The 24,824-nt window shown below is 62.5% G+C and carries 27 protein-coding genes and 1 tRNA gene; 5 read left to right on the forward strand and 23 right to left on the reverse strand.

From position 1 onward, the window contains the following. Nucleotides 1-5 precede the first annotated feature (5 nt). The 13 genes from PSELUDRAFT_RS02330 to tpiA form a co-directional block, all read right to left on the reverse strand. Nucleotides 6-650: an NADH-quinone oxidoreductase subunit J gene (locus tag PSELUDRAFT_RS02330; RefSeq protein WP_088965326.1), complete on the reverse strand. Its 645-nt coding sequence runs from the start codon at nucleotides 648-650 to the stop codon at nucleotides 6-8. A gap of 9 nt (nucleotides 651-659) precedes the next feature. Continuing rightward, the gene (gene nuoI, locus PSELUDRAFT_RS02335) at nucleotides 660-1,139 is read right to left on the reverse strand and encodes an NADH-quinone oxidoreductase subunit NuoI (protein ID WP_197693963.1); all 480 of its coding nucleotides are present in this window, start codon (nucleotides 1,137-1,139) and stop codon (nucleotides 660-662) included. 29 nt (nucleotides 1,140-1,168) lie between these two features. Beyond that, nucleotides 1,169-2,215 (reverse strand): NADH-quinone oxidoreductase subunit NuoH, encoded by a 1,047-nt coding sequence (gene nuoH, locus PSELUDRAFT_RS02340; protein WP_088965328.1) that lies wholly within the window; start codon nucleotides 2,213-2,215, stop codon nucleotides 1,169-1,171. A gap of 3 nt (nucleotides 2,216-2,218) precedes the next feature. Continuing rightward, on the reverse strand, nucleotides 2,219-4,576 hold the full coding sequence (gene nuoG, locus PSELUDRAFT_RS02345; RefSeq protein ID WP_088965329.1) for an NADH-quinone oxidoreductase subunit NuoG: 2,358 nt from the start codon (nucleotides 4,574-4,576) through the stop codon (nucleotides 2,219-2,221). A 3-nt stretch (nucleotides 4,577-4,579) separates the two neighbouring features. After that, a complete protein-coding gene (gene nuoF, locus PSELUDRAFT_RS02350; protein WP_088965330.1) occupies nucleotides 4,580-5,875 on the reverse strand; it encodes an NADH-quinone oxidoreductase subunit NuoF in 1,296 nt (431 codons plus the stop codon). After that, nucleotides 5,875-6,375, reverse strand: coding sequence for an NADH-quinone oxidoreductase subunit NuoE (gene nuoE / locus PSELUDRAFT_RS02355; protein ID WP_088965331.1), 501 nt, complete (start codon nucleotides 6,373-6,375; stop codon nucleotides 5,875-5,877). The genes nuoF and nuoE overlap by 1 nt, the downstream gene beginning before the upstream one ends. After that, entirely contained in the window at nucleotides 6,375-7,628 is a 1,254-nt protein-coding gene (locus PSELUDRAFT_RS02360; protein ID WP_088965332.1) for an NADH-quinone oxidoreductase subunit D, read from the reverse strand. The genes nuoE and PSELUDRAFT_RS02360 overlap by 1 nt, the downstream gene beginning before the upstream one ends. After that, nucleotides 7,621-8,202 (reverse strand): NADH-quinone oxidoreductase subunit C, encoded by a 582-nt coding sequence (locus tag PSELUDRAFT_RS02365; protein WP_197693964.1) that lies wholly within the window; start codon nucleotides 8,200-8,202, stop codon nucleotides 7,621-7,623. Before PSELUDRAFT_RS02365 ends, PSELUDRAFT_RS02360 begins: the two co-directional genes overlap by 8 nt. Nucleotides 8,203-8,223: 21 nt before the next feature. Next, entirely contained in the window at nucleotides 8,224-8,700 is a 477-nt protein-coding gene (locus PSELUDRAFT_RS02370) for an NADH-quinone oxidoreductase subunit B family protein (protein ID WP_047966924.1), read from the reverse strand. Further along, entirely contained in the window at nucleotides 8,691-9,047 is a 357-nt protein-coding gene (gene ndhC / locus PSELUDRAFT_RS02375; RefSeq protein WP_088968356.1) for an NADH-quinone oxidoreductase subunit A, read from the reverse strand. Before ndhC ends, PSELUDRAFT_RS02370 begins: the two co-directional genes overlap by 10 nt. 94 nt (nucleotides 9,048-9,141) lie before the next feature. After that, nucleotides 9,142-9,227 (reverse strand) — tRNA-Leu (locus PSELUDRAFT_RS02380). 14 nt (nucleotides 9,228-9,241) lie between these two features. Then, on the reverse strand, nucleotides 9,242-9,586 hold the full coding sequence (secG, locus tag PSELUDRAFT_RS02385; RefSeq protein ID WP_088965334.1) for a preprotein translocase subunit SecG: 345 nt from the start codon (nucleotides 9,584-9,586) through the stop codon (nucleotides 9,242-9,244). Nucleotide 9,587: 1 nt separating this feature from the next. Further along, complete coding sequence (gene tpiA / locus PSELUDRAFT_RS02390) at nucleotides 9,588-10,334, reverse strand: triose-phosphate isomerase (protein WP_088965335.1); 747 nt, start codon at nucleotides 10,332-10,334, stop codon at nucleotides 9,588-9,590. 151 nt (nucleotides 10,335-10,485) lie between these two features. Between tpiA and pstS the strand changes: the two genes are divergently transcribed. From pstS to pstB, 4 genes are all read left to right on the forward strand, one after another. Next, complete coding sequence (pstS, locus tag PSELUDRAFT_RS02395; protein ID WP_088965336.1) at nucleotides 10,486-11,523, forward strand: phosphate ABC transporter substrate-binding protein PstS; 1,038 nt, start codon at nucleotides 10,486-10,488, stop codon at nucleotides 11,521-11,523. A 170-nt stretch (nucleotides 11,524-11,693) separates the two neighbouring features. Then, nucleotides 11,694-12,656 carry a phosphate ABC transporter permease subunit PstC gene (pstC, locus tag PSELUDRAFT_RS02400; protein ID WP_088968357.1) on the forward strand — a complete coding sequence of 321 codons (963 nt, stop codon included), beginning with the start codon at nucleotides 11,694-11,696 and terminating at the stop codon, nucleotides 12,654-12,656. 51 nt (nucleotides 12,657-12,707) lie between these two features. Then, nucleotides 12,708-13,571, forward strand: coding sequence for a phosphate ABC transporter permease PstA (pstA, locus tag PSELUDRAFT_RS02405; protein WP_197693924.1), 864 nt, complete (start codon nucleotides 12,708-12,710; stop codon nucleotides 13,569-13,571). 13 nt (nucleotides 13,572-13,584) lie between these two features. Further along, entirely contained in the window at nucleotides 13,585-14,349 is a 765-nt protein-coding gene (gene pstB, locus PSELUDRAFT_RS02410) for a phosphate ABC transporter ATP-binding protein PstB (protein WP_088965337.1), read from the forward strand. Nucleotides 14,350-14,373: 24 nt separating this feature from the next. Here the strand turns inward: pstB and PSELUDRAFT_RS19565 are convergent, their stop codons facing one another. Continuing rightward, complete coding sequence (locus PSELUDRAFT_RS19565) at nucleotides 14,374-14,667, reverse strand: hypothetical protein (protein WP_162291232.1); 294 nt, start codon at nucleotides 14,665-14,667, stop codon at nucleotides 14,374-14,376. A 42-nt stretch (nucleotides 14,668-14,709) separates the two neighbouring features. Here PSELUDRAFT_RS19565 and PSELUDRAFT_RS02415 point away from each other — a divergent pair, with 42 nt between their 5' ends. Next, nucleotides 14,710-16,017 (forward strand): inorganic phosphate transporter, encoded by a 1,308-nt coding sequence (locus tag PSELUDRAFT_RS02415; protein WP_231895284.1) that lies wholly within the window; start codon nucleotides 14,710-14,712, stop codon nucleotides 16,015-16,017. A gap of 78 nt (nucleotides 16,018-16,095) precedes the next feature. Here PSELUDRAFT_RS02415 and recG read toward each other — a convergent pair whose 3' ends face one another. From recG to dusA, 9 genes are all read right to left on the reverse strand, one after another. Continuing rightward, nucleotides 16,096-18,144 (reverse strand): ATP-dependent DNA helicase RecG, encoded by a 2,049-nt coding sequence (recG, locus tag PSELUDRAFT_RS02420; RefSeq protein WP_088965339.1) that lies wholly within the window; start codon nucleotides 18,142-18,144, stop codon nucleotides 16,096-16,098. A 92-nt stretch (nucleotides 18,145-18,236) separates the two neighbouring features. Then, on the reverse strand, nucleotides 18,237-18,668 hold the full coding sequence (locus PSELUDRAFT_RS02425; RefSeq protein WP_088965340.1) for a DUF2147 domain-containing protein: 432 nt from the start codon (nucleotides 18,666-18,668) through the stop codon (nucleotides 18,237-18,239). Nucleotides 18,669-18,763: 95 nt separating this feature from the next. Next, entirely contained in the window at nucleotides 18,764-19,543 is a 780-nt protein-coding gene (locus tag PSELUDRAFT_RS02430) for a metallophosphoesterase (protein ID WP_088965341.1), read from the reverse strand. A 63-nt stretch (nucleotides 19,544-19,606) separates the two neighbouring features. Next, nucleotides 19,607-20,452, reverse strand: coding sequence for a PhzF family phenazine biosynthesis protein (locus PSELUDRAFT_RS02435; protein WP_088965342.1), 846 nt, complete (start codon nucleotides 20,450-20,452; stop codon nucleotides 19,607-19,609). A gap of 142 nt (nucleotides 20,453-20,594) precedes the next feature. Further along, entirely contained in the window at nucleotides 20,595-21,230 is a 636-nt protein-coding gene (locus PSELUDRAFT_RS02440; RefSeq protein WP_088965343.1) for a LysE family translocator, read from the reverse strand. Nucleotides 21,231-21,393: 163 nt separating this feature from the next. Next, nucleotides 21,394-21,780, reverse strand: coding sequence for a RidA family protein (locus PSELUDRAFT_RS02445; protein ID WP_088965344.1), 387 nt, complete (start codon nucleotides 21,778-21,780; stop codon nucleotides 21,394-21,396). 1 nt (nucleotide 21,781) lies between these two features. After that, nucleotides 21,782-23,029 carry a radical SAM family heme chaperone HemW gene (gene hemW / locus PSELUDRAFT_RS02450; RefSeq protein ID WP_088965345.1) on the reverse strand — a complete coding sequence of 416 codons (1,248 nt, stop codon included), beginning with the start codon at nucleotides 23,027-23,029 and terminating at the stop codon, nucleotides 21,782-21,784. Continuing rightward, complete coding sequence (rdgB, locus tag PSELUDRAFT_RS02455) at nucleotides 23,026-23,622, reverse strand: RdgB/HAM1 family non-canonical purine NTP pyrophosphatase (protein ID WP_088965346.1); 597 nt, start codon at nucleotides 23,620-23,622, stop codon at nucleotides 23,026-23,028. The genes hemW and rdgB overlap by 4 nt, the downstream gene beginning before the upstream one ends. A 232-nt stretch (nucleotides 23,623-23,854) precedes the next feature. Beyond that, entirely contained in the window at nucleotides 23,855-24,802 is a 948-nt protein-coding gene (gene dusA, locus PSELUDRAFT_RS02460) for a tRNA dihydrouridine(20/20a) synthase DusA (protein ID WP_231895285.1), read from the reverse strand. Nucleotides 24,803-24,824: the final 22 nt, after the last annotated feature.

Here is a 24,824-nt window from a genome sequence, read left to right on the forward strand (position 1 = left end):
GGCCGTCAGGCCTGTTGCTCGTTATTGGACTCGGATGCGGTAGCCACTTCCGGCTTCACGGCATCCATCTTGACGATGCGAACGCGATCGTCACGACGGACACGCACCTGCACCCCCGGATCAATCGCCTTGCTGTCCTTGCGCTGACGCTGGGTGATACCGATGGCAGCCACCATGGCAACCAGCAGGATCACGGCAGCCGCTTCGAACGGCAGCAGGTAGGTGGTGTACAGCTGGCCGCCCAGCAGGCGGACGTTGCTGATCTTGGCCATGGCATCAACCGCCGGCTGTACCTTGGACAGGCCTGCTTCCGGGCTGGACAGCACCAGGATGATCTCGGCCAGCATGATCAGCGCCACAGTGGCAGCCTGCGGGAAGTTGGACCAGAAACCGGCGCGCAACTTCTCCACGTTGATGTCGAGCATCATCACCACGAACAGGAACAGCACGGTTACCGCCCCCACGTACACCAGTACCAGTGCAATGGCCAGGAACTCGGCCTGCAGCAGCAGCCAGTGGCCGGAAGCGGTAAAGAAAGCCAGCACCAGGTACAGCGCAGCGTGTACCGGGTTTTTCGCCGTGACCACGCGGAGACCCGCGAAAATCAGGATCGCCGACAGAATATAGAAAACGACAGCCTGAAAGCTCATGGGTCCCCCTTAGCGGTACTTGGCGTCCGCAGCCTTGTTGGCCGCGATTTCAGCCTCGTACTTGTCACCCACCGCCAGCAGCATCGGCTTGGTGTAGTAGAGGTCGCCACGTTTTTCGCCGTGGTATTCAAAAATGTGGGTCTCGACAATGGCATCCACCGGACAGGCTTCTTCGCAGAAACCGCAGAAGATGCACTTGGTCAGATCGATGTCGTAGCGCGAGGTGCGGCGGGTGCCGTCATCACGCTGCTCCGACTCGATGGTGATGGCCATTGCCGGGCACACGGCCTCGCACAGCTTACAGGCGATGCAGCGCTCTTCACCGTTGGCATAACGGCGTTGGGCGTGCAGGCCACGGAAGCGCGGCGAGATCGGGGTCTTCTCTTCCGGGAACTGTACGGTGATCTTGCGGGCGAAGAAGTGACGACCAGTCACCATCAGGCCCTGCACCAGTTCTACCAGCAGGAAGGTTTTGAAAAAGTTGCGGATCATTTCCATGCTAATTCACCCAAGCTCCATCACTTCCACAGCGACAGCGGAGACAACATCCACACGCCGAGTACCAACACCGAAACCAGCGTCACCGGAATGAACACTTTCCAGCCCAGACGCATGATCTGGTCGTAGCGGTAACGCGGGAAGGTGGCGCGGAACCACAGGAACAGGAACAGCACGAACGACATCTTGGCGAACAGCCACAGGATGCTGCCCGCGCCGAGCGCGCCCCACGATGCCGGGAACGGCGACAGCCAGCCACCCAGGAACATGATGGAGGTCAGTGCCGCGATCAGGATCATGTTGGCGTATTCGGCCAGGAAGAAGATCGCGAACGCCATGCCGGAGTATTCCACGTGGAAACCGGCCACGATTTCGGATTCGCCTTCCGCCACGTCAAACGGTGCACGGTTGGTTTCGGCCACGCCGGAGATCAGGTACACGATGAACAGCGGGAACAGCGGCAGCCAGTTCCAGGAGAAAATGGAACCGCCGGCAATGCCGTGGCCCTGCTGTTTCACGATGTCGACCAGGTTCAGGCTGCTGGATACCATCAGTACACCTACCAGTGCGAAGCCCATGGCCAGTTCGTAGGACACGATCTGTGCCGAGGAACGCAGCGCGCCCAGGAAGGAGTACTTGGAGTTACCGGCCCAACCGGCCACGATCACGCCGTACACGCCCATCGAGGTGATGGCCATGATGTACAGCAGCGAGGCGTCGATGTTGGTCACGTACAGGTTTTCACCGAACGGAATCACCGCCCAGGCGGCCAGCGCCGGCATGATCGCCAGCACCGGCGCCAGCAGGAAAAGACCCTTGCTCGACTTGGTCGGCAGGATGATTTCCTTCAGCAGCAGCTTGATACCGTCAGCCAGCGGCTGCAGCAGACCTTTCGGGCCCACGCGGTTCGGACCGATACGAATCTGCATGTAGCCGATCACCTTGCGCTCGGCGAGCGTCAGGTAGGCCACCGCACCCATCATCGGGGCAACGATGACCAGGATCTTCAGCAGTGTCCACACTGCGAGACCGGCATCGGCACCCAACAAGCTTTGCAGCAGTTCCATGGATTAACCTCGCTTGATCTGAATCGGTTCGAACAGGCCGCCCAGAACCTGGGTCGCCGGATGAGCGCCTGCCACGCGAGCCGCACCCTGCGCCAGCGCCTTGTCGGTGCTCAGCGTCAGGCTGACTTCGGCAGCGCCCTGCGCCACGATCACGGCCTGGCCATCCTGCAGACCCAGACGCTCGGCATCAGCCGGGTTCAGCTGCAGCTGCGGTACGGCAGCGGCGGCGGTCTGTTGCAGCGAATCGGCACGACGGCAGATCGGGTCGGCATGGTACAGCGGCACATCGCCAACACGTACCAGCTCGCCGTTGGCAGCTGCAACGTTGGCCGCAAGCACGCTCTGGCCATTGTTCAGCTGTGCGGCCAGATCGCCCAGCGCCAGCAGCTCGCTGCGCACTTCTTCGCAGGAGTTCTGCTCGAAGCCGTTCAGGTTCAGCATGTTGCCCAGCACGCGCAGCACCTTCCAGCCCGGACGGGTTTCGCCCAGCGGACGTACCACGCCGTTGAAGGACTGCAGCTTGCCTTCCATGTTGATGAAGGAGCCGGCGGTCTCGGAGAACGGCGCGATCGGCAGCAGCACGTCGGCGTAGTCCAGCAGACCGGCGCCCTTGTACGAGCTCAGCGCGATCACGGTGGCAGCCTGCTTCATGGCGGCAACGGCTTGCTGGCCGTCGTAGCTGTCGGCTTCCACTTCGTTGTTCAGCAGCACGTAGGCCTTGCGCGGTGCAGCCAGCATCTCGCGGGCCGACAGGCCGGCGGTTACGCTCTGGCCGAAGGCGCCGCGAGCCGGGTTGGCACCCGCTACATCGGCACCCACGGTGTTGGCGGCAGCGGCGGTGATGCCGAAGCGCGCACCGGTCAGACGGGCGATTTCCTGCGCCAGTGCCAGCAGTTCGGAGAACGCCGGGTGGTACTGGGCTACGTTACCCAGCACGATGGATGCGCTTTCCGCACCGCACAGGCTGTCGGCAATCGCCTGGGCCTCGGCGGAAACGTTGGCCGCAGCCAGATCGATGGCGGTTTCGCCACCTTTGGCAGCTACCACGGCCTTCAGCACTTGAGCCAGACCGTTTACCAGCTGTTGCGGTGCCACGATCAGCTTGGCGTTCAGGCTGGTGAACAGCTGGTCGTCAGCCACGTGCAGCACGTTCAGCTGGCTACCCTTCTTCACCGCCTGACGCAGGCGGGAAGCCAGCAGCGGCTGTTCGCTACGCTGGGTGGCGCCCACGACCAGGATGGACTTGCTGGCAGCCAGTTCCACGATGGAGGAACCCAGCCACAGTGCACCCTGCTGCTGCTTGGCCACGCGGGCGTCGCTGCGGCGCAGGCCGGCGTCGATGTTGTTCACGCCGAAGGCACGGGCCAGTTTCTGCGCCAGGTACAGTTCTTCGGTGCTGCTGTGCGGCGACAGCAGGAAGCCGATGGCATCCTTGCCGTGATCGGCGGATACGCCGTTCAGGCCTTTCACCACGTATTCCAGCGCGGTCTGCCAGTCGGTCTCGTGCCACTTGCCGTCGAACTTGATCATCGGCTTCTGCAGACGTTCGGCGCTGTTCAGGCCTTCGTAGGAGAAACGATCACGGTCGGACAGCCAGCATTCGTTGATGGCTTCGTTTTCCAGCGGCAGCACGCGCATTACTTCGTTCTGCTTCACCTGTACGACCAGGTTGGCACCCAGGCCGTCGTGCGGGCTTACCGACTTGCGGCGCGACAGTTCCCAGGCACGGGTGCTGTAGCGGAACGGCTTGGAAGTCAGCGCGCCTACCGGGCACAGGTCGATCACGTTGCCGGAGATTTCCGAGTCGATGGTCTTGCCGAGGAACGGCATGATCTCGGAGAACTCGCTGCGGTTCGCCATGCCGATTTCCTGGAAGCCACCGATTTCCTCGGTGAAGCGTACGCAGCGGGTGCAATGGATGCAGCGGCTCATTTCCTCGGCGGAAACCAGCGGACCCATATCCTTGCCCACCACGACGCGCTTTTCTTCCTGGTAGCGGGAAGCGGAGTTGCCGTAGCCCACTGCCAGATCCTGCAGCTGGCATTCTCCGCCCTGATCGCAGATCGGGCAGTCCAGCGGGTGGTTGATCAGCAGGAATTCCATCACGCCAGCCTGGGCCTTCTTGGCCATCGGCGAGGCGGTATGCACTTTCATGCCGTCGGTAACCGGGGTGGCGCAGGCCGGCAGCGGCTTCGGCGCCTTCTCGACTTCTACCAGACACATGCGGCAGTTGGCCGCAATCGACAGTTTCTTGTGGTAGCAGAAGTGCGGGATGTAAGTACCGGCAGCATGGGCGGCATCCATTACGGTGCTGCCCTGGTTTACTGTCAGTTTTTTACCGTCGATTTCGATTTCAAGCATCGCTCAACACCATTTGTGATCTACCAAAGACTTCTTGTGCTCGATCAGATGCTCGAACTCGTGACGGAAGTGTTTGGTAAAGCTTCGAACCGGGAACACGGCAGCATCGGCCAGCGCACAGATGGTGCGGCCAGCCATGTTGTTGCCGACGGACTCCAGCAATTCCAGATCGCCCTGACGGCCTTCGCCGTTGGCAATGCGGTGAATCACGCGATACAGCCAGCCGGTGCCTTCACGGCACGGGGTGCACTGACCGCAGGATTCCTCGTGATAGAAGTAGGCCAGGCGCTCCAGAGCGGTCACCATGCACACGTCTTCGTTCATCACGATCACCGCGCCGGAACCCAGCATGGAGCCGGCCTTGGCGATGCTGTCGTAATCCATGGTCAGTTCCATCATCACGTCGCCCGGCAGTACCGGGGCGGAGGAACCACCAGGAATCACGGCCTTGAGCTTCTTGCCGTCCTTCATGCCGCCGGCCATTTCCAGCAGGTCCTTGAACGGGGTGCCCAGCGGAATCTCGTAGTTGCCTGGACGGTTGACGTGGCCGGAAACAGAGAACAGCTTGGTGCCACCGTTGTTCGGCTTGCCGGCTTCCAGGAATTTCTGGCCGCCATCACGGATGATGAACGGTACCGAGGCAAACGATTCGGTGTTGTTGATGGTGGTCGGCTTGCCATACAGGCCGAAGCTGGCCGGGAACGGCGGCTTGAAGCGCGGCTGGCCTTTTTTGCCTTCCAGCGATTCCAGCAGCGCGGTTTCCTCGCCACAGATGTAGGCGCCGTAACCATGGTGGGCGTACAGCTCGAAGCTGAAGTCGGTGCCCAGGATGTTCTGCCCCAGGAAACCGGCCTTGCGTGCCTCTTCCAGTGCGGCTTCGAACAGCTCGTAGGCTTCGAAGATTTCGCCGTGGATGTAGTTGTAGCCAGCCTTACAGCCCATGGCGTAGCCAGCGATGATCATGCCTTCGATCAGCGCATGCGGGTTGTAGACCAGGATGTCGCGGTCCTTGAAGGTACCCGGTTCGCCCTCGTCGGTGTTGCACACCACGTACTTGTCGCCCGGGAAGGAACGCGGCATGAAGCTCCACTTCAGGCCGGTGGGGAAGCCCGCACCGCCACGACCACGCAGGCCGGAGTTCTTCACTTCCGCGATCACGTCTTCCTGCGGAATCTTGCCCTCCAGGATCTTCTTCAGAGCCTGGTAGCCGCCGCGCGCCATGTAGGCATCGATGTGCCAGCAATCCGGTGCGGACATGTCCACACCTTCGAAAATCACGCCTTTGACGAAGATAGCCATTATTCCAACTCCGCCAGTTTCTTATCGATGGCTTCTGCAGTCATGAAGCTGCACATCGAGTGGTTGTTCACCAGCAGTACCGGCGCATCGCCGCAAGCACCCATGCACTCGCCTTCCAGCAGGGTGAACTTGCCGTCGGCAGTGGTTTCTCCCAGGTGGATGCCGAGTTTCTGGCCGATGTACTGGGCAGCGTTCACGCCGCCACGCAGTGCACAGGGCAGGTTGGTGCAGACGGTGATCTTGTACTTGCCCACCGGCTTCATGTCGTACATGTTGTAGAAAGTGGCGACTTCGTACGCGGCCACCGGCGCAATGCCGATATAGTTGGCCACGAATTCGATCACTTCCGAATTCAGGCAACGCTCTTCCGGCGTTGCAGCTTTTTCACGGCGCTCGGTCAGTGCGATGCGCAGGGCACCCATCACGGCAGAACGAGCTTGATCGGCCGGGTATTTCGCCAGTTCGCGATCAATTTTTGCCAGGGATTCAGCGGATAGCATCAGCGGTCGATCTCCCCAAATACGATATCCTGGGTACCGATGATTGCCACCACGTCGGCAATCATGTGGCCGCGCGACATTTCATCCAGGGCTGCCAGGTGGGCATAGCCAGGTGCGCGGATCTTCAGGCGGTACGGCTTGTTGGCGCCATCGGACACGAGGTAGATGCCGAACTCACCCTTCGGATGTTCCACCGCGGCGTAAGCTTCGCCTTCCGGCACGTGCATGCCTTCGGTAAACAGTTTGAAGTGGTGGATCAGCTCCTCCATGTTCGACTTCATGTCTTCACGGCTCGGCGGAGCAAACTTGTGGTTGTCGGTGATCACCGGACCCGGGTTGGCTTTCAGCCAGGCCACGCATTGCTTGATGATGCGGTTGGACTGGCGCATTTCTTCCATGCGAACCAGGTAGCGGTCGTAGCAGTCACCGGTCACGCCTACCGGCACGTCGAAATCGACGCGGTCGTAAACGTCGTACGGCTGGGTCTTGCGCAGATCCCAGGCAATACCCGAACCGCGCAGCATGGCGCCGGTCAGACCCAGGTTCTTGGCGCGCTCCGGCGATACCACGCCGATGCCCACGGTACGCTGCTTCCAGATACGGTTGTCGGTGAGCAGGGTTTCATACTCGTCGATCTTTTCCGGGAAGCGGTTGGTGAAGTCTTCGATGAAGTCCAGCATGGTGCCCTGACGGCCTTCGTTCAGCTTGGCCAGTTCACGTGCGTTCTTGATCTTGGATACGGTGTACTGCGGCATGGAGTCCGGCAGATCACGGTACACACCGCCCGGACGGAAGTAGGCAGCATGCATACGGGCGCCGGAAACGGCCTCGTAGCAGTCCATCAGGTCTTCGCGTTCGCGGAAGGCGTACAGGAACATGGTCATCGCACCGATATCCAGCGCGTGCGCACCGATCCACAGCAGGTGGTTCAGGACACGGGTGATCTCGGAGAACATCACGCGGATGTACTGCGCACGCAGCGGCACGTCGATGCCGGCCAGCTTTTCGATGGCCAGACAGTAGGCGTGCTCGTTACACATCATGGACACGTAGTCCAGACGATCCATGTACGGCAGCGACTGGATGAAGGTCTTGCTTTCGGCCAGCTTCTCGGTGCCGCGATGCAGCAGACCGATGTGCGGGTCGGCACGCTGTACCACTTCACCGTCCAGTTCCAGCACCAGACGCAGCACACCGTGCGCGGCCGGGTGTTGCGGACCGAAGTTCAGCGTGTAGTTACGGATTTCAGCCACCGTAGTTCTCCTCGCGGATGATGCGCGGCGTGATTTCGCGCGGCTCGATGGTTACCGGCTGGTAGATGACGCGCTGCTGGGCAGCGTCGTAACGCATTTCCACGTGGCCGGACAGCGGGAAGTCCTTGCGGAACGGGTGACCGACGAAACCGTAATCGGTCAGCAGGCGACGCAGGTCGGGGTGGCCGTCGAACACGATGCCGTACAGGTCGAAGGCTTCGCGCTCGAACCAGTTGGCCGCAGACCAGATGTCCGAAACCGACGGCACGACCGGGAAGCTGTCATCCTCGGCGAAGATGCGTACGCGGATGCGGAAATTGTGCTTGAGCGACAGCAGGTGGTAGACCACGGCGAAACGCAGACCATCCCAGGGTTGGTCCTTGTATGCGCTGTAGTCCATGCCACAGACGTCGATGCATTGTTCGAACGACAGGGTGTCGTGGTCGCGCAGGGCGGTCATCACTGCCAGAGTGTCGGCAGCCTTGCACACCACGGTCAGCTCATCCAGTGCGATCTTGGCGCTGACGAGCTTGTCGCCCAGCACCTCTTCAACCGCCGTCTTGAGCTTTTCCATTTTCACGGACATGGTTTTACCTCAACGGGCGATGGTATTGGTTCGCTTGATCTTGTTCTGCAGCTGGATGATGCCGTACAGCAGCGCCTCGGCAGTCGGAGGACAGCCCGGAACATAGACATCCACCGGCACGATGCGGTCGCAGCCGCGCACGACGGAATAGGAATAGTGATAGTAGCCGCCGCCGTTGGCACAGGAACCCATGGAAATTACCCAGCGGGGCTCAGCCATCTGGTCGTATACCTTGCGCAAGGCCGGAGCCATCTTGTTGCACAGGGTACCAGCCACGATCATCAGGTCGGACTGACGCGGACTCGGACGGAACACGATGCCGAAACGGTCCAGGTCATAACGTGCAGCGCCTGCGTGCATCATTTCGACGGCACAGCAGGCCAGGCCGAAAGTCATCGGCCACAGGGAACCGGTACGGGTCCAGTTGATGAGTTTGTCAGCCGTAGTGGTGACAAAACCCTTTTCGAGAACGCCCTCTACTCCCATTCCAGAGCTCCTTTTTTCCACATGTATACGAAGCCGAGCGTCAGGACGATGAGGAACTCCAGCATCACGCCAAAGCCGTAAACCCCCAGTTCCTTGAACACTACTGCCCATGGGAACAGAAAGGCGATCTCCAGATCGAACAGGATGAACAGAATGGCGATCAGGTAGTAACGAACGTCAAACTTCATCCGCGCGTCTTCGAATGCTTCGAAGCCGCATTCGTAGGGAGACAGCTTTTCGGGATCAGGCCGATTGGGCGCTACAAGCCAGCCCAGTACCAGCGGACCTACCCCGACCAGCAGGCCGACGACGACAAACAACAGAATGGGAAAGTAATTTTGCAGCATTTCCCGCACACCCCTAAAAGAAAGGAGGCCACAGACCTCCTTAGACTCCAAACAAAACAGGCCACCGGAATCCCGGTGGCCTGTCTTTTGAATGTGGTGCCGACAGTGAGACTCGAACTCACACAGCCTACGGCCACTACCCCCTCAAGATAGCGTGTCTACCAATTTCACCATGTCGGCAATACTTTAGATTGTTACTCTGGAATTACTTTGCCAGAGTTTTTGTCCTTAGCTGCACCGCCCGGGATTTGCGGAGCAACTTTTTCGACTGCCGAACCCATCACGCCAAGCTTGCTGGTAGAAGCAACATGCAAATAACTGATCAGCATCAACATCGAAAAGAATACGACTGCCGACAATGCGGTAGCCCTACTCAGGAAATTTGCGGAACCAGTTGCACCAAACAGACTGCCGGAAGCACCACTACCGAAAGCGGCCCCCATGTCTGCGCCCTTGCCATGCTGCATCAGAACAAGAACGATAATGGTCAATGCCGAAACGATCAGCATGACGAGTGCAATAGTATTCAGAAGTTCCATATTATAAAGTCTTTTTAGCGGACTGACAAATCTTGCCGAAGCCTTTGATTTCAAGCGAGGCACCGCCAACCAGTGCGCCACCTACGCTTGCCAGAGACAGGATTGCGTCGGCGTTGTCAGCCTTGACGCTTCCGCCATAGAGGACGCGAATACTAGCAGACGCCCCATGGCATTGCAACACGCGCTCCAGAATCAGTTGATGCGCCGCATCAATCTGTTCGATGCTGGCCACGCGGCCGGTGCCGATGGCCCATACCGGCTCGTAGGCCACCACGTATTCCTGCCCGGCGATGGCATCCAGTGTCTTGAGCTGCTCGCCCACCACCTCGGCAAAACGGCCTGCCTCGCGCTCTTCCAGTGTCTCGCCCACGCAGTACACCGGCACCATGCCGGCCGCCACCGCGGCCTGCAGTTTCTCGCGCAGGCAGGCGTCGTTCTCGCCGAAATACTGGCGGCGCTCGGAATGGCCGACCAGCACGTAGCGGCAGCCCATGTCGGCCAGCATGCTGGCGCAGACTTCACCGGTAAAGGCGCCATCCAGCGCATAGCGGCTGACATCCTGCGCCGCAACGGCCAGCTTGCTGCCGGCGAACATGGCGGCCAGCTGTGCCAGGTAAGGGTACGGCGCGGCGATGCCCACGCCTTCGCGGTTGATATCCGCATCGTCCAGCATGCTCTGCAGCAGCGATACGTTGGCCGCATGGCGGCCGTTCATCTTCCAGTTACCCAGCACCAGCTTGGCTTGCATTGTCCTGTCTCCGTTATGGCGTTATTCGATTTGCCGCCAGTATATCAGCAAGCGTCACCCGCCCCCGCAATGTGACGAACTGTAATATTTCTGAAATCTGAAGCCACTAGCATCCGCTCCATCGAAACGCGTCCTTCACCCTGGAGCACACATGAAACTCGCTACTCGTTGGGCTGTTACCCTGGCACTGTCCACTTTTGTTGTTGGTACCGCGGCTGCCGCCGACATCACCGGCGCTGGTGCTACTTTCCCGTACCCGCTGTACGCCAAGTGGGCCGAAGCCTACAAGGCCAAGACCAACAACAACCTGAACTACCAGTCCATCGGTTCCGGCGGCGGTATCAAGCAGATCCAGGCCAAGACCGTTGACTTCGGCGCCTCCGACATGCCGCTGAAGCCGGAAGAGCTGGACAAGTCCGGCCTGACCCAATTCCCGACCGTGATCGGCGGCGTGGTACCGGTAGTCAACCTGCCGGGCGTTACCGCTGGCCAGCTGAAGCTGACCGGCGCCCTGATCGCCGACATCTACCTGGGCAAGATCAGCAACTGGAATGATGCCGCCATCGCCAAGCTGAACCCGGGCGTGAAGCTGCCGGACCAGAAAATCACCGTGGTACGTCGTTCCGACGGCTCCGGCACCACCTTCGTATTCACCAACTACCTGTCCAAGGTATCGCCGGAATGGAGCAGCGCCATCGGCTCCAACACCGCCGTGAACTGGAAGACCGGCGTGGGCGGCAAGGGTAACGAAGGCGTGGCCAACTATGTAACCCGCATCAAGGGTGCCATCGGCTACGTGGAATACGCTTACGCCAAGCAGAACAAGATCGCGCACGCTGCAGTACAGAACGCTGCCGGCACCTTCGTTCAGCCGAGCGACAGCACCTTCAAGGCAGCTGCTTCCGGCGCCGACTGGGCCAAGACCAAGGACTTCTACCTGATCCTGACCAACCAGCCGGGCAAGGACAGCTGGCCGATCGCCAGTGCCACCTTCATCCTGATGCACAAGAAGCAGGACAAGCCGGAACAGGCTACCGAAGCACTGAAGTTCTTCGACTGGGCCTACGCCAACGGCGATGCCACTGCCAACCAGCTTGACTACGTGCCGATGCCGACTAATGTCAAGTCTCTGATCCACACCAGCTGGAAGCAGATCACCAACGCCTCCGGCACCCCGGTATGGAAATAAGCTGTCCCAGCTGACAGCCAGATGAAGCCGGGAGCCCCGCTCCCGGCTTTTTATCTGAGAACCTGATTACGATCTGCTGCGCTTTGGCGATACGGCGTTTAAAGGCCTTGCTTCACCCTGGCTGGCGAGATCGTAAACCGGCTCTAAATCAAACCGCGATTGTGAGCAACATGGAAAATACCCAGAACGCAGCGCACCTCAAACGGCAGATGCTGCTCGACGCCCTGTTCCGCCTGTTGACCCGAAGCTTCGCCTTCCTGGTACTGGCCCTGCTGCTTGGTATCCTGCTGTCCCTGCTGGTAGGCGCCCTGCCCAGCATCAAGCATTTCGGCTTCGGCTTCCTGGCCAGCACCGCCTGGGATCCGGTAGCGCAAAAATTCGGCGCCGTGGTGCCCATCTTCGGCACCCTGGTCACCTCCATTATTGCCCTCTTGATCGGCGTACCGGTCAGCTTCGGCATCGCCCTGTTCCTGACCGAACTGTGTCCGCCGGTGCTCAAGCGCCCGCTGGGTATCGCGGTAGAACTGCTGGCCGGCATTCCTTCCATCATCTATGGCATGTGGGGCCTGTTCGTGTTCGCCCCGCTGTTCAGCGAACACGTGCAGCCGTGGGTACTGGAGCACATGGGCGGCCTGCCGCTGGTCGGCTTCCTGTTCCAGGGTGCGCCGATGGGCATCGGCATCTTCACCGCCGGCCTGATCCTGGCCATCATGGTGATTCCCTTCATTGCCTCGGTAATGCGCGACGTATTCGAAGTGGTTCCGCCGATGCTGAAAGAATCCGCCTACGGCCTGGGTGGCACCACCTGGGAAGTCGTGCGCTACGTGGTACTGCCGTTCACCAAGACCGGCGTAGTCGGCGGCATCATGCTGGGCCTTGGCCGCGCGCTGGGCGAGACCATGGCGGTAACCTTCGTGATCGGTAACTCCTCCACCTTCTCCACCGGCCTGTTCGATGCCGGCAACTCCATCGCCTCCACCCTGGCCAACGAGTTCGCCGAAGCCAACGGCGACCTGTACATGGCGTCGCTGATTGAACTGGGTCTGATCCTGTTCTTTATTACTTTCGTTGTGCTGGCCTGCTCCAAGCTGCTGTTGCTGCGCTTGAAGAAGCAGGAAGGCCGCGCATCCTGAGGGGGCCACATGACCATGACTGTTGCGCAAAACGACAAAGCGAAAAAGCCCATGGCTAATTCGACGCACCGCAGCCGCGCCATCTATGCGCGCCGCCGCCTGGTAAACAAGTTCAATATGCTGGCCTCCATCCTGGCCATGGCGTTCGGCCTGTTCTGGCTGCTGTGGATCCTGTGGACGCTGGTGCAGCACGGCCTGTCCGGCCTGTCCCCGGCGGTGTTCACCAAGATCACCCCGCCGCCCGGCTCCGCCGGTGGCCTGGCCAACGCCATTGCCGGTTCGCTGCAGATGACCTTCTTCGGCACCCTGATCGGCACCCCGATCGGCATCATGGCCGGCATCTACCTGGCCGAGTTCGGCGACCGCGGCTGGCTGGCACCGGCCACCCGCTTCATCAACGACATCCTGCTGTCGGCACCGTCCATCGTGATCGGCCTGTTCATCTACGAGGTGTACGTGGTGTCGGTTGGCCACTTCTCCGGCTGGGCCGGTGCCCTGGCGCTGGCGCTGCTGGTGATTCCGGTAGTAGTGCGCACCACCGAGAACATGCTGCGCCTGGTACCGGGCAGCCTGCGCGAGGCGGCCTACGCACTGGGCGCCCCGCAATGGAAGGTAACGATGTACGTGACGCTGCGTGCCGCCAAGTCCGGCGTGATCACCGGCATCCTGCTGGCGGTGGCACGCATTTCCGGCGAAACCGCACCGCTGCTGTTCACCGCGCTGAACAACCAGTTCTGGAGCAACATGAACCAGCCGATGGCCAACCTGCCGATCGTGATCTTCCAGTTCGCCATGAGCCCGTACGAAGACTGGCACAACCTGGCGTGGGCAGGTTCCATCCTGATCACCTTCAGCGTACTGGCACTCAACATCATCGCCCGCTGGCTTGGCAGCCAGAAATCCCAATCCCACTGAGGCTTGACGACTCATGACCACCAACGACATCAAGCTGCAGGTCAAAGACCTGAACTTCTACTACGGCAAGTTTCACGCGCTGAAACACATCAACCTGGATATTCCCGCCGGCAAGGTCACCGCCTTCATCGGCCCGTCCGGTTGCGGCAAGTCCACCCTGCTGCGTACCTTCAACCGCATGTTCGAGCTGTACCCTGGCATGCGCGCCGAGGGTGAAATCCGCCTGGATGGCCAGAACCTGCTGGCGAAAAACGTGGACGTGAACATGCTGCGCGCCAAGGTAGGCATGGTGTTCCAGAAGCCCACCCCGTTCCCGATGTCCATCTACGACAACATCACCTTCGGCGTGAAGCTGTACGAGAACCTGAGCCGTGCGGAAATGGACGACCGCGTGGAATGGGCGCTGCGCAAGGCGGCGCTGTGGGGCGAAGTGAAGGACAAGCTCAAGCAGTCCGGCCACTCGCTGTCCGGTGGCCAGCAGCAGCGTCTGTGCATTGCCCGCGCCGTGGCCACCCGCCCGGAAGTGCTGCTGCTGGACGAACCGACCTCGGCACTGGACCCGATCTCCACCGGCCACATCGAAGAGCTGATCCACGAGCTGAAAGAGGACTACACCATCGCCATCGTGACCCACAATATGCAGCAGGCGGCACGGGTGTCCGACTACACCGCCTACATGTACCTGGGCGAGCTGATGGAATTCGGCGATACCGACAACATCTTTACCGCACCCAAGCGCAAGGAAACCGAAGACTACATCACCGGTAAATTCGGTTAATATTACAGCAATGTTACAAAGCCCTTACGGTTTGCGCCGCAAGGGCTTTTTTCTTTTTGCATCAAATACCTGCAACGACTCCAAATACCCTTTTGTCAAGGCGGACAGGCCGCTTTCCGGCAAGTTTCCGACCGCGGACAAAAAGTTTATTACAAGCACTTGACGTGTCATGTTGCAGCCCCAAGAATCCCGGCTTTCCAAATCACTACAGCCCAAATCATGCTGGAATTGTTCTCGGGACTCGACACGTCCCTGGCAGTTGCCCTCGTTCTTTCCGTTGTCTTCGTGCTGGCTTTCGAATTCATCAACGGTTTTCATGACACTGCCAACGCGGTGGCTACCGTTATCTACACTCAGTCGATGAAGCCGCAGACCGCGGTAATCCTGTCCGGCTGCTTCAACTTCCTCGGCGTATTCTTCGGCGGCCTGGCCGTGGCCTACGCCATCGTGAACCTGATCCCCACCGAGCTGCTGCTGCACATCCAGTCCAAGCAGGGCATGGTGATGGTGTTCTCGCTGTTCGCCTCCGCCATCATCTGGAACCTGGGCACCTGGTACTTCGGCATCCCCGCCTCCAGCTCGCACACCCTGATCGGCTCCATCCTGGGCGTGGGCATCGGCAACTCGCTGATCACCGGTGACTCCATCGCCAACGGCGTGAACTGGAACAAGGCCATCGAGGTATTCACCTCGCTGCTGGTTTCGCCGATCTTCGGCGCCGGCCTCGCCGGCCTGCTGCTGTTCGCGCTGCTGAAGATCCGCCCGCTGAGCAACATCCACAAGTCGCCGTTCCAGCGTCAGCAGATCGAAGGCCGCAAGCATCCGCCGTTCTGGGCGCGTTTCATGCTGATCGTGTCCTCGATGGGCATGAGCTTCACCCACGGCTCCAACGACGGCCAGAAGGGCGTGGGCATGGTCATGCTGGTGCTGATCGCCCTGGCACCGGCTCAGTTCGTGGTGAACCTGGACGCCGAGCCGATCCAGATCGAACACACCAAGATCGCCGTGGTGCAGCTGAAGGAGATGTACCAGCGCAACCAGGCCATCATCGATGCCAAGTACCCGGCCGGCGGCAACCACACCTGCGAAGTGAACAAGGTCGTGGCTGAAAGCGCCGCGCTGCTGTCCGCCATCGGCGATGCCAGAACCCTGCAGCAGCTGCCGGAAGCCTCCCGCAGCGCCACCCGCACCCAGCTGATCTGCCTGGCCGACGCGGCGAAGAAAATCGGCAAGGTGCCGGGCATCAGCGAAGTGGACCAGAAGCAGCTCAAGGGCATGCAGAAAGATCTGGCCACCATCACCGAATACGCACCGACCTGGGTGATCATCGCCGTGGCGCTGGCCATCGGCATGGGTACCATGGTGGGCTGGAAGCGCGTGGTACACACCATTGGCGAGAAGATCGGCAAGCAGGACATGACCTACGCCCAGGGCATGGCGGCGCAGATCATGTCGGCCGCCTCTATTGGCCTGGCCAGCCTGATCGGCGCCCCGGTATCCACCACCCAGATCCTGTCCAGCGCCGTGGCCGGCACCATGCTGGTGAACCGCGCCGGCATCCACTTCTCCACGGTGAAAACCATCGCGCTGACCTGGATTCTGACCCTGCCGGCCAGCCTGTGCCTGGCACTGGGCATGTACTACTGCGGTATCAAGCTGGTGAGCTGATCGCCACGCCGCACATGACAAGGGCTGCCACTGGCAGCCCTTTTTTATTACCCCAAGGTTGGCCGCATGCGGCCAACCTTATGCTTTGAGGAAGTGCTCGCGCCCGGCCAGCCAGCGCACCAGGTGGGCGTGCGCCTGCTGCGGCCAACGTTGCAGCAGTTGCGGCGCCAGCTGGCGGGCAGCTTCCAAGAGTTCGATATCGGCTTCCAGGTCGGCAAAGCGCAGCATCGGCAGGCCGCTCTGCCGCGCGCCGAGAAATTCGCCAGGGCCGCGGATGTTCAGATCCTGGCGCGCAATCTCGAAGCCGTCGGTGTTCTCGTAGATCACTTTCAGCCGCGCCTTGGCCAGCTCCGACAGCGGCGTTTCGAACAGCAGCACGCAGGTGGATTTGGCGGCGCCGCGCCCTACCCGTCCACGCAGCTGGTGCAGCTGCGCCAGGCCCATGCGCTCGGCGTGCTCTATCACCATCAGGCTGGCATTGGGCACGTCCACGCCGACTTCGATCACCGTGGTGGCCACCAGGATGTGCAGCTCGCCGGCGGCGAACTGTGCCATCACCGCCGCCTTTTCCGCCGCCTTCATGCGGCCGTGCACCAGGCCGATGCGCCACTGCGGCAAGTCCTGCTGCAGCACCACGTGGGTATCCACTGCGGTCTGCAGCTGCAGCGCCTCCGATTCCTCGATCAGCGGGCACACCCAGTACACCTGGTTGCCCTCGCCGCAGGTCTTGTTGACATAGCCCACCACCGCGTCGCGGCGCTCGGCGCTGATCAGCTTGGTGACGATGGGGGTGCGTCCCGGCGGCAGTTCATCTATCACCGACACGTCCAGGTCGGCATAGAAGCTCATCGCCAGCGTGCGCGGAATCGGCGTGGCCGACATCATCAGCTGGTGCGGCTCGGCGCCCTTCTGCTGCAGCGCCAGCCGCTGGCCGACGCCGAAGCGGTGCTGCTCATCGACGATCACCAGCCCCAGGCGCTCGAACGACACATCGTCCTGGAACAGCGCGTGGGTACCCACTGCCAGCCGCGCGCTGCCGCTGGCAATATTGGCCGCCATCTCGCCGCGCGCCTTCTTGCGCAGGCTGCCGGACAGCCAGGCCACTTCAATGCCCAGCGGTGCCAGCCAGGCGGACAGCTTGAGGTAGTGCTGCTCGGCCAGAATCTCGGTAGGCGCCATCAGCGCCACCTGGAAGCCGGCTTCGATGGCTGCCAGCGCGCTCATGGCCGCCACGATGGTCTTGCCGCTGCCCACGTCGCCCTGCAGCAGGCGGTTCATCGGATGCGGCAGCGCCAGGTCGGCGGTGATCTCGGCCAGGACTTTCTGCTGCGCGCCGGTCAGCGCGAAAGGAAGGTTGGCCGCAAGCCGGCTGCGCAGGCTGCCATCACCACTGATTACCGGTGCGGTGCCTTCGCGCCGCGCACGGTAGGCCAGCCGCATCGACAGCTGCTGTGCCAGCAGCTCGTCGAACTTGAGCCGCTGCCAGGCCGGCAGGTTGCCGTCGGTGAGCTGGGTGGCGGAGTATTCCGGGCCGGGCCGATGCAGCAACTGCACCGCGTCGGCAAACGGCATCAGCCCCAGGCTGCGCCGCACCTCGTCCGGCAGCGTTTCCGGCAGCGGCAGCGCCTTGAGTTCGGCGTGGATCAGCCGGCGCAGCACCGGCTGGGTCAGTCCGTTCACCGTCGGGTACACCGGGGTGAGGCTGTCGGCCAGCGCCTCGCCTTCGCGCACGCTGCGCAGCTTGGGGTGCACCATCTCGTCGCCAAAGAAGCCGCGGCGGATCTCGCCCAGTGCGCGCACCCGGCTGCCCTTGGCCAGCGCCTGCTGGGTGTTGGGGTAGAAATGGATGAAGCGCAGCACCAGCTTGCCGGATTTGTCCTCGATCTGCGCCACCAGCTGGCGGCGCGGGCGGAACTGCACCTCGCACTGCGTCACCTCGCCCTCCACCAGCACGGCCTGGCCATACGGCGCCTGCGCAATCGGATAGAGGTGGGTTTCGTCCTCGTAGCGCAGCGGCAGGTGCAGCACCAGGTCGAAGCGGCGGCGGATGCCCAGCTTCTCCAGTTTCTTGGCGGTGGCGGCCGGCGCCGCGGGCGGCAGGCTGGCGATGTCGACGGGATGGTTCATGCCAGCGATTGTACCTAAGCCAAAAGCAAACGGGATGGCTGGCGCCATCCCGTTTGCCGTGCAAGGTTGGCCGCAGCCAACCAGCTGCCGCCTTACTGGCGTTCCCACACCTGGGTACGGCCCAGCAGCGAGAAGCCGATGTAGCCATGCACTTCCAGCTTCTTGCCGCCGTCGACCAGCTTGGCCTTCACGCTGTACACCTTGCCGGATTTCGGGTCGACGATCTTGCCGTTATCCCAGTTTTCGCCGTCCTTCTTCAGGCCGGTCATGATGGTCATGCCGACAATGGGCTTGCCCTTGAGGCCGCCGTCGCACTTGTCGCACACCGCGTCCGGGTTGTTGAACAGCTTCACCACCTTGCCGGTAAGCTCGCCGTTGCCGGCTTCGCTGATTTCCACCAGCGACTTGGGCTGCTTGCTCTCGTCGTCGATGGTTTTCCAGGTGCCGGCGGCGGTAGCGGCCGATGCCGCCTGGGTCGCCAGCAGCAGCGCGCCGATGGCAGCCAGTTTGCCGATTGTGTTCATCTGTGTTTTTCCTCGTATTGTGTGCGGCGCAGGCACCCCTCATGCCATTCAAACGCCGGTTTGGTGTTGCAGCTCTAGCCGCAATCGCAAAATTATCAGGCACTTGTGTCAGCGTCAATGTCCAGACCACGGCGGGTGACCATGCCGCTTTGCAGCCAGGCCGCCCAGTCATCCCTGCCGTTGTGTGCCGCCTGCGCCGCAGCGGCATTCCAGTCGTAGGCCACGCGCAGCAGCTGCACCTGCCAGCCGGCGGCTACCCGTTCGGCAATGGCGTAGCTGGCATGCGGCGCGCCGGTCTGCGCGCGGTGGTAGCCGCCGTCGGTATCGTCGTAGGCCGGCAGGCCCACGCTGCCCGGGTTGAGCACCAGCGGCCCGCCCGGCAGCTGCAGGATGCGCGGCATGTGGCTGTGGCCGCACAACACCAGCGTGGCAGTAGTAGAACCCAGCCGCTGCGCCACGGTGTCCAGGCCGGCCGGCACCAGGTTGGCCGCAGCGATGTCGTCCAGCAGGTATTGCAGATCGCTGGACGGCGTACCGTGGGTGAATTGCACATCGCCGATGCGCAAGGCGCCGGGCAGCACGGCCAGCCAGGCGCGCTGCAGCGGCGAGGTCTGCTCGTAGGCGTACTGGTCGGATGGCCCGCCGGGTTGTTGCTGGCAGGCCAGCAGCTGGCGCTCGTGGTTGCCGGCGATGGTGGGCAGGTTCAAGCCCATCAGGAGGTCGGCGGTTTCTGCCGGCCACAACGGGCCGGACAGGATGTCACCCAGGTTCACCGCCTGGCTCACGCCGCGGCCGTGCATGTCGGCCAGCACCGCCTGCAACGCCGGCAGGTTGCCGTGGATGTCGGAAACGACGGCGAAACGATCGGGTAGCATGCGGGTTCCTTCATGGAAAAAGCGGCCGTCCGGCCGCTTGATGATTGTGGAAAACGCCGCCGCTCAGGGCAAGCGGAAGATGCCCTCGCCCAGCGGCTGCACCTTGCCGCCTACCTGCACCGTGCCGTCGGCGGCCACGTTCAGGTACAGCACATTGGGGCGGCGGATCGCCTCGCCCTGCTCGATGCGCCACGACAGCGGCGCCAGGCCGTTCAGCGCGCACCAGCCGCCCAGGTTGGCACAGGCGCTGCCGGTGCCCGGGTCCTCGATGACGGCGCCCTGCTGCTCGAAGAATAGCCGCACGGTGGCCACGTTGCCCGCCGCGTGCCACAGGTAGGCGACGCTGCGCCCCGGGCGCAGGGTGGCATGGCGCACAAACAGCTCGTGCTGCGGCCGCGCCGCCAGCACCGCCTCGCGGCTGGCAAGGCGGATCAGCAGCTGCTCGCTGCCGGCGTTCACCCACATCGGCTCGGCGGCGATGTCGACAGCGGCGATGCCCAGCATGGCGGCGGCATCGTCGGCGGCAAGGTTGGCCGCACGCTGCGTGGCCGGCACCGCGGTAAGGCGGAACACGCCATCCTGGCGCCGGATCGGAATCAGCCCGGCCCTGGTACGCAGCGTGAAGCTATCGCCCAGCCCCTGCAGCGCATGCAGCACCGCGGCACTGCCGATGGTGGGATGGCCGGCGAAGGGCAGCTCGTAACTGGGGGTGAAGATGCGCAGGCTGGCCACCGCTTCGGCATCGCCCAGCAGCAGGAACACGGTTTCCGACAGGTTGAACTGGCGCGCGATCAGCTGCATGTCGTCATCGGACAGCCCTTCTGCAGCGGTGAATACCGCCAGCGGGTTGCCGCCGAAGCGGCTTTCGGCGAACACGTTGACGATCTGGTAGGGATAGCTCGCAGGCATGCGTGGCTCCATGGTAGGCGGGTGATGCCGGCATTAGGCCATGCCATCGGCAAGCAAGAAAGGGGCCGCAGCCAAACAGATTGTTTTGCCGGCCGCAACAGCGCGCCGCCGGCGTGATAATGCAAAGGTTGGCCGCAAACCCTTACTGCGCGCTGGGGCGCTGCAACAGCAGCAGGCGCAGCGCCAGGCCCAGCAGCACCAGTGCCAGTACCCGCCCCTGCCAGAGGGCGAACTGCGGCGCCGCAGCCAGCTTGCGCCCGATCAGCCCGCTGCCATGCGCCAGCGTGATATTGAACAGCAAGCCTACCAGCGACAGGATCACCCCCAGCAGCAGCACCTGCTGCGCCACATCGCCACGCGAGGCCTCGACGAACTGCGGCAGGAACACCATGAAGAACAGCAGCGCCTTGGGGTTGAGCAGGCTGTTGAACATGGCCATGCGCACCACCTGGCGATGGCTGCGCCGCGGCGCCTGCGTCAGCGCCGCCATGCCACCGCTGCGCCAGGCTTGCCACGCCAGCCAGCCCAGGTACACGGCACCGGCCAGCCGCAGCAGGTCGAACATCGGCGGCCATGCGGCCAACATGGCGGTAACGCCGCTGGCGGTGAGCACGGTCAGCACCACATCGGCCAGCGCAATGCCCAGCGCTACCGCATAACCGCCGCTCGGCCCCATCGCAGCACTGTGCGACAGCAGGAAGGCCATGTTCGGCCCCGGCGACAGGAACAGCATCAGCACGGTCATCAGGAACAGCAGCAGCGTGGATTCGGCAATCATGGCGGGCTCCTTGGCAATGTCTGCCAGTGTAACCGCAGGCCCGCCGCAGGGCCTGGTCAGCCGCCGAACACTCTGTTTTCATCCGGCATGAAAAAATCCGGGCACAAAAAAAGCGGCCCGCAGGCCGCTTTTCACTACCGGGCAGAGCCGGGCTGGCAGGCGATCAGTTGCCCAGCACCATTACCGCATCGGCTTCCACCTGCACGCCCTTGGGCAGGCTGGCCACGCCGATAGCGGCGCGGGCCGGGAACGGCTGGCTCATGTACTGGCTCATCACTTCGTTGAAGGTGGCGAAGTTGGACAGGTCGGTCAGGAAGGCATTCAGCTTCACGATCTGGTCCAGGCTGCCACCGGCGGCCTCGCACACGGCTTTCAGGTTCTTGAATACCTGATGCGCCTCGGCAGCAAAACCGCCTTCAACCACGGTCATGGTAGCCGGGTCCAGCGGAATCTGGCCGGACAGGTACACGGTGTCGCCGGCTTTTACTGCCTGGGAGTAAGCGCCGATTGCTGCCGGGGCCTTGTCGGTGTGGATGATCTCTTTAGCCATTTCAGTTTTCTCCTTCTTCGTGCAGGAACAGGGTTAACAGGTCATTCAGGAAGCGCTGGCCCTTCAGGGTTGGCCGCAGATGGGTGAGATCGTGCTCGATCAGCCCTTCCGCCCGCGCTTGCTGCAATTGCGACTGGATGCAGGATACCGGCAAACCGGTGCGCTCGCTGAACAGTCGCAGCTCGAAGCCGCCGGTGAGACGCAGCAGGTTCATCATGAATTCGAACGGCAGGTCCTTGCGGCCAACCTTGTGGCTGCTCTGCACCGGCTTGCCGTCGGCCACTGCCTGCATATAGGCGGCCGGCTGCTTGTAGCGCATCTCGCGCACGATGCCCTCGTGCGAGCTGATCTTGCCGTGCGCACCGGCGCCGATGCCGACATAGTCGCCAAATTGCCAGTAGTTGACGTTGTGGCGCGCAAAGCGGCCCGGTCTGGCAAAGGCGGAGGTTTCGTAGTGCACGAAGCCGGCGCCTTCCAGCCGCGCCTCGATCGCCTCCTGCATGTCGGCGGACAGCTCGTCGTCCGGCAGGTTCTGCGGCAGCTGCACCGCGAACAGCGTGTTCGGCTCGATGGTGAGGTGGTAGGCGGAAATATGGCTGACGCCATACGACAGCGCGGTGTCGATATCCGCCAGCGCCTCGGCCAGCGTCTGCTGCGGCAGCGCGTACATCAGGTCGAGGTTGACGTTGTCGAAGTGCGTCAGCGCGGTTTCCACCGCGCGGCGCGCCTCGGCGTCGTCGTGGATGCGGCCCAGCGCCTGCAGGTGGCGCGGGTTGAAGCTCTGGATGCCGATGGACAGCCGGTTGATGCCGGCATCGCGGTAGCCGCGAAAGCGCTCCAGCTCGAAAGTACCGGGGTTGGCCTCCATGGTGATCTCGGCATCCGGCTGCAGCCGCACGCGGGCGCGGATGCCGGCCAGCAGCGCGTCCATCGCCTCCGGGCTGAACAGGCTGGGCGTACCGCCGCCCATGAAGATGGTGCTGATCGCCCGGCCCCAGATCGACGGCAGGCTGTATTCGAAATCACGCAGCAGCGCCTCGACATAGGCCATCTCGTCGAAGCCCTCGCCCACCCGGCTGCGGCCAACGTTGGCCGCAGCGGCAATCGGGATGCTGCCGGCGCGGAACTCATGCGAGTTGAAGTCGCAGTACGGGCACTTCTTCACACACCACGGGAAATGGATGTACAGCGACAGCGGCGGCAACTCGCGTAAACCGCCTTTCAGCGCCGACAGATCGATCACGCTCATGCCAGCTGCGCCTGCAGTTTGGCCAGCAGCGCCTGCATGGCCTGGCCGCGGTGGCTGATGCCGTTCTTCACCCCGGCCGGCAGATCGGCCACGGTACAGCCGTGTTCCGCCAGCCAGAAGTGCGGGTCGTAGCCGAAGCCGCCGTTGCCGGACGGGCTGTCCACCACCTCGCCATACCAGGCGCCGTCCGCCACCAGCGGCTGCGGGTCGTCGGCATGGCGCAGCAGCACCAGCACGCAGTAGTAGTAGGCGCGGCGATTGGCCTGGCCCTGCAGGTCGGCGATCAGCTGTGCATTGTTGCGCGCATCCGATTTCGGCTCGCCGGCATAGCGCGCCGACAGCACGCCGGGCTTGCCGCCCAGCGCGGCCACGCAGATGCCGGAATCATCGGCCAGCGCCGGCAGGCCGGTAACGCGGCAGGCATGGCGCGCCTTCTCCAGCGCGTTTTCCAGGAAGGTGGCGTGCGGCTCCGGGCACTCCGGCACGTTCAACTGCCCCTGTGGAATCACCTGCACGCCCAGCGGCGCCAGCAGCGCCGAGAACTCCTTCAACTTGCCGGCGTTATTGCTGGCCAGCACCAGTTTTTCAATCATGCTTGCTCCAAACCCACCGGCCGCCTTCAGGCGCCCCGGCAGTGAAAACGCCCGGGCATGCCGGGCGGGAAAGGCATCATGTTAACAAATGGGTAGCTCGAAAAGCCCCGGTTTCCAAGCGAGACAAGGCGCGCATGAAACTACCGACGCTGCATATGCTTGATATGCAAGCAGGAACAATAGTGAGTAACGCAGTATCGCAACGAAAGCGGGCGTTTTTCGAAGTGCTCAATCAGCACACCGGCTGGCCCTGAGTCGCCAGCAGCGCGCGGATGAACAGGCCCTCGTCGGCGTCCTTCAGCTCTTTGGCGTCGGACAGCAGGCGCCGCCACTGGCGGCCGCCCGGCTCGCCATGGAACAGCCCCAGCACGTGGCGCGCGATGTGGCGCACGCTGCTGCCATCCTGCAAGCGCTCGGCCACGTAGGGCAGCAGCGCCTCCACCACCTTGCCGCGCGAGTGCACCGGGCTGGCATCGCCGTAGAAGTCGGCATCCCAGCCCGCCATCAAATAGGGGTTGTGATACGCCTCGCGGCCAACCATCACGCCATCCACGTGCTGCAGGTGGCCGGCGATCTCGGCATTGCTCTTGATGCCGCCGTTGATGATGATCTCCAGCTCCGGCCGCTCCTGCTTCAGGCGGTAGACATAGTCGTACTTCAGCGGCGGAATCTCGCGGTTTTCCTTCGGGCTCAGGCCCTTCAGGATGGCATTGCGCGCATGCACGATGAAAGTGCGGCAGCCGGCCTCGGCCACGGTATCGACGAACTCGCGCATGTAGTCGTAGCTGTCGATGTGATCGATGCCGATGCGATGCTTCACCGTCACGTCGATATCCACCACATCGCGCATCGCCCTCACGCAGTCGGCCACCAGCTGCGGCTCGGCCATCAGGCAGGCGCCGAACGCGCCCTTCTGCACCCGCTCCGACGGGCAACCCACATTCAGGTTCACCTCGTCATAGCCCCACTGCTGCGCCAGTTGCGCGCACTGCGCCAGCTCCGCCGGCTCGCTGCCGCCCAGCTGCAGTGCAATCGGGTGCTCCGCCTCGTGGTAACGCAGATGCCGCGGCACATCGCCGTGCAGCAGCGCGCCGGTGGTCACCATCTCGGTGTACAGCCAGGTATGGCGGGTGATCAGGCGGGCGAAGTAGCGGTAGTGGCGGTCGGTCCAGTCCAGCATAGGTGCAACGGACAACCGTCTG

The sequence above is a fragment of the Vogesella sp. LIG4 genome, assembly GCF_900090205.1.
Lineage (GTDB): Bacteria > Pseudomonadota > Gammaproteobacteria > Burkholderiales > Chromobacteriaceae > Vogesella.

Bases quoted from the DNA above. Each gene is read 5' to 3' on its own strand.
- PSELUDRAFT_RS02330 (WP_088965326.1), bottom strand. From the start codon at position 650: ATGAGCTTTCAGGCTGTCGTTTTCTATATTCTGTCGGCGATCCTGATT.
- nuoH (WP_088965328.1), bottom strand. From the start codon at position 2,215: ATGGAACTGCTGCAAAGCTTGTTGGGTGCCGATGCCGGTCTCGCAGTG.
- nuoG (WP_088965329.1), bottom strand. From the start codon at position 4,576: ATGCTTGAAATCGAAATCGACGGTAAAAAACTGACAGTAAACCAGGGC.
- nuoF (WP_088965330.1), bottom strand. From the start codon at position 5,875: ATGGCTATCTTCGTCAAAGGCGTGATTTTCGAAGGTGTGGACATGTCC.
- nuoE (WP_088965331.1), bottom strand. From the start codon at position 6,375: ATGCTATCCGCTGAATCCCTGGCAAAAATTGATCGCGAACTGGCGAAA.
- PSELUDRAFT_RS02365 (WP_197693964.1), bottom strand. From the start codon at position 8,202: ATGGAAAAGCTCAAGACGGCGGTTGAAGAGGTGCTGGGCGACAAGCTC.
- PSELUDRAFT_RS02370 (WP_047966924.1), bottom strand. From the start codon at position 8,700: ATGGGAGTAGAGGGCGTTCTCGAAAAGGGTTTTGTCACCACTACGGCT.
- ndhC (WP_088968356.1), bottom strand. From the start codon at position 9,047: ATGCTGCAAAATTACTTTCCCATTCTGTTGTTTGTCGTCGTCGGCCTG.
- secG (WP_088965334.1), bottom strand. From the start codon at position 9,586: ATGGAACTTCTGAATACTATTGCACTCGTCATGCTGATCGTTTCGGCA.
- tpiA (WP_088965335.1), bottom strand. From the start codon at position 10,334: ATGCAAGCCAAGCTGGTGCTGGGTAACTGGAAGATGAACGGCCGCCAT.
- pstS (WP_088965336.1), top strand. From the start codon at position 10,486: ATGAAACTCGCTACTCGTTGGGCTGTTACCCTGGCACTGTCCACTTTT.
- pstC (WP_088968357.1), top strand. From the start codon at position 11,694: ATGGAAAATACCCAGAACGCAGCGCACCTCAAACGGCAGATGCTGCTC.
- pstA (WP_197693924.1), top strand. From the start codon at position 12,708: ATGGCTAATTCGACGCACCGCAGCCGCGCCATCTATGCGCGCCGCCGC.
- pstB (WP_088965337.1), top strand. From the start codon at position 13,585: ATGACCACCAACGACATCAAGCTGCAGGTCAAAGACCTGAACTTCTAC.
- PSELUDRAFT_RS19565 (WP_162291232.1), bottom strand. From the start codon at position 14,667: ATGAAAACCGTTGATGAATTCGAAAGCCAGCACGAAGACAACGGAAAG.
- PSELUDRAFT_RS02415 (WP_231895284.1), top strand. From the start codon at position 14,710: ATGAAGCCGCAGACCGCGGTAATCCTGTCCGGCTGCTTCAACTTCCTC.
- recG (WP_088965339.1), bottom strand. From the start codon at position 18,144: ATGAACCATCCCGTCGACATCGCCAGCCTGCCGCCCGCGGCGCCGGCC.
- PSELUDRAFT_RS02425 (WP_088965340.1), bottom strand. From the start codon at position 18,668: ATGAACACAATCGGCAAACTGGCTGCCATCGGCGCGCTGCTGCTGGCG.
- PSELUDRAFT_RS02430 (WP_088965341.1), bottom strand. From the start codon at position 19,543: ATGCTACCCGATCGTTTCGCCGTCGTTTCCGACATCCACGGCAACCTG.
- PSELUDRAFT_RS02435 (WP_088965342.1), bottom strand. From the start codon at position 20,452: ATGCCTGCGAGCTATCCCTACCAGATCGTCAACGTGTTCGCCGAAAGC.
- PSELUDRAFT_RS02440 (WP_088965343.1), bottom strand. From the start codon at position 21,230: ATGATTGCCGAATCCACGCTGCTGCTGTTCCTGATGACCGTGCTGATG.
- PSELUDRAFT_RS02445 (WP_088965344.1), bottom strand. From the start codon at position 21,780: ATGGCTAAAGAGATCATCCACACCGACAAGGCCCCGGCAGCAATCGGC.
- hemW (WP_088965345.1), bottom strand. From the start codon at position 23,029: ATGAGCGTGATCGATCTGTCGGCGCTGAAAGGCGGTTTACGCGAGTTG.
- rdgB (WP_088965346.1), bottom strand. From the start codon at position 23,622: ATGATTGAAAAACTGGTGCTGGCCAGCAATAACGCCGGCAAGTTGAAG.
- dusA (WP_231895285.1), bottom strand. From the start codon at position 24,802: ATGCTGGACTGGACCGACCGCCACTACCGCTACTTCGCCCGCCTGATC.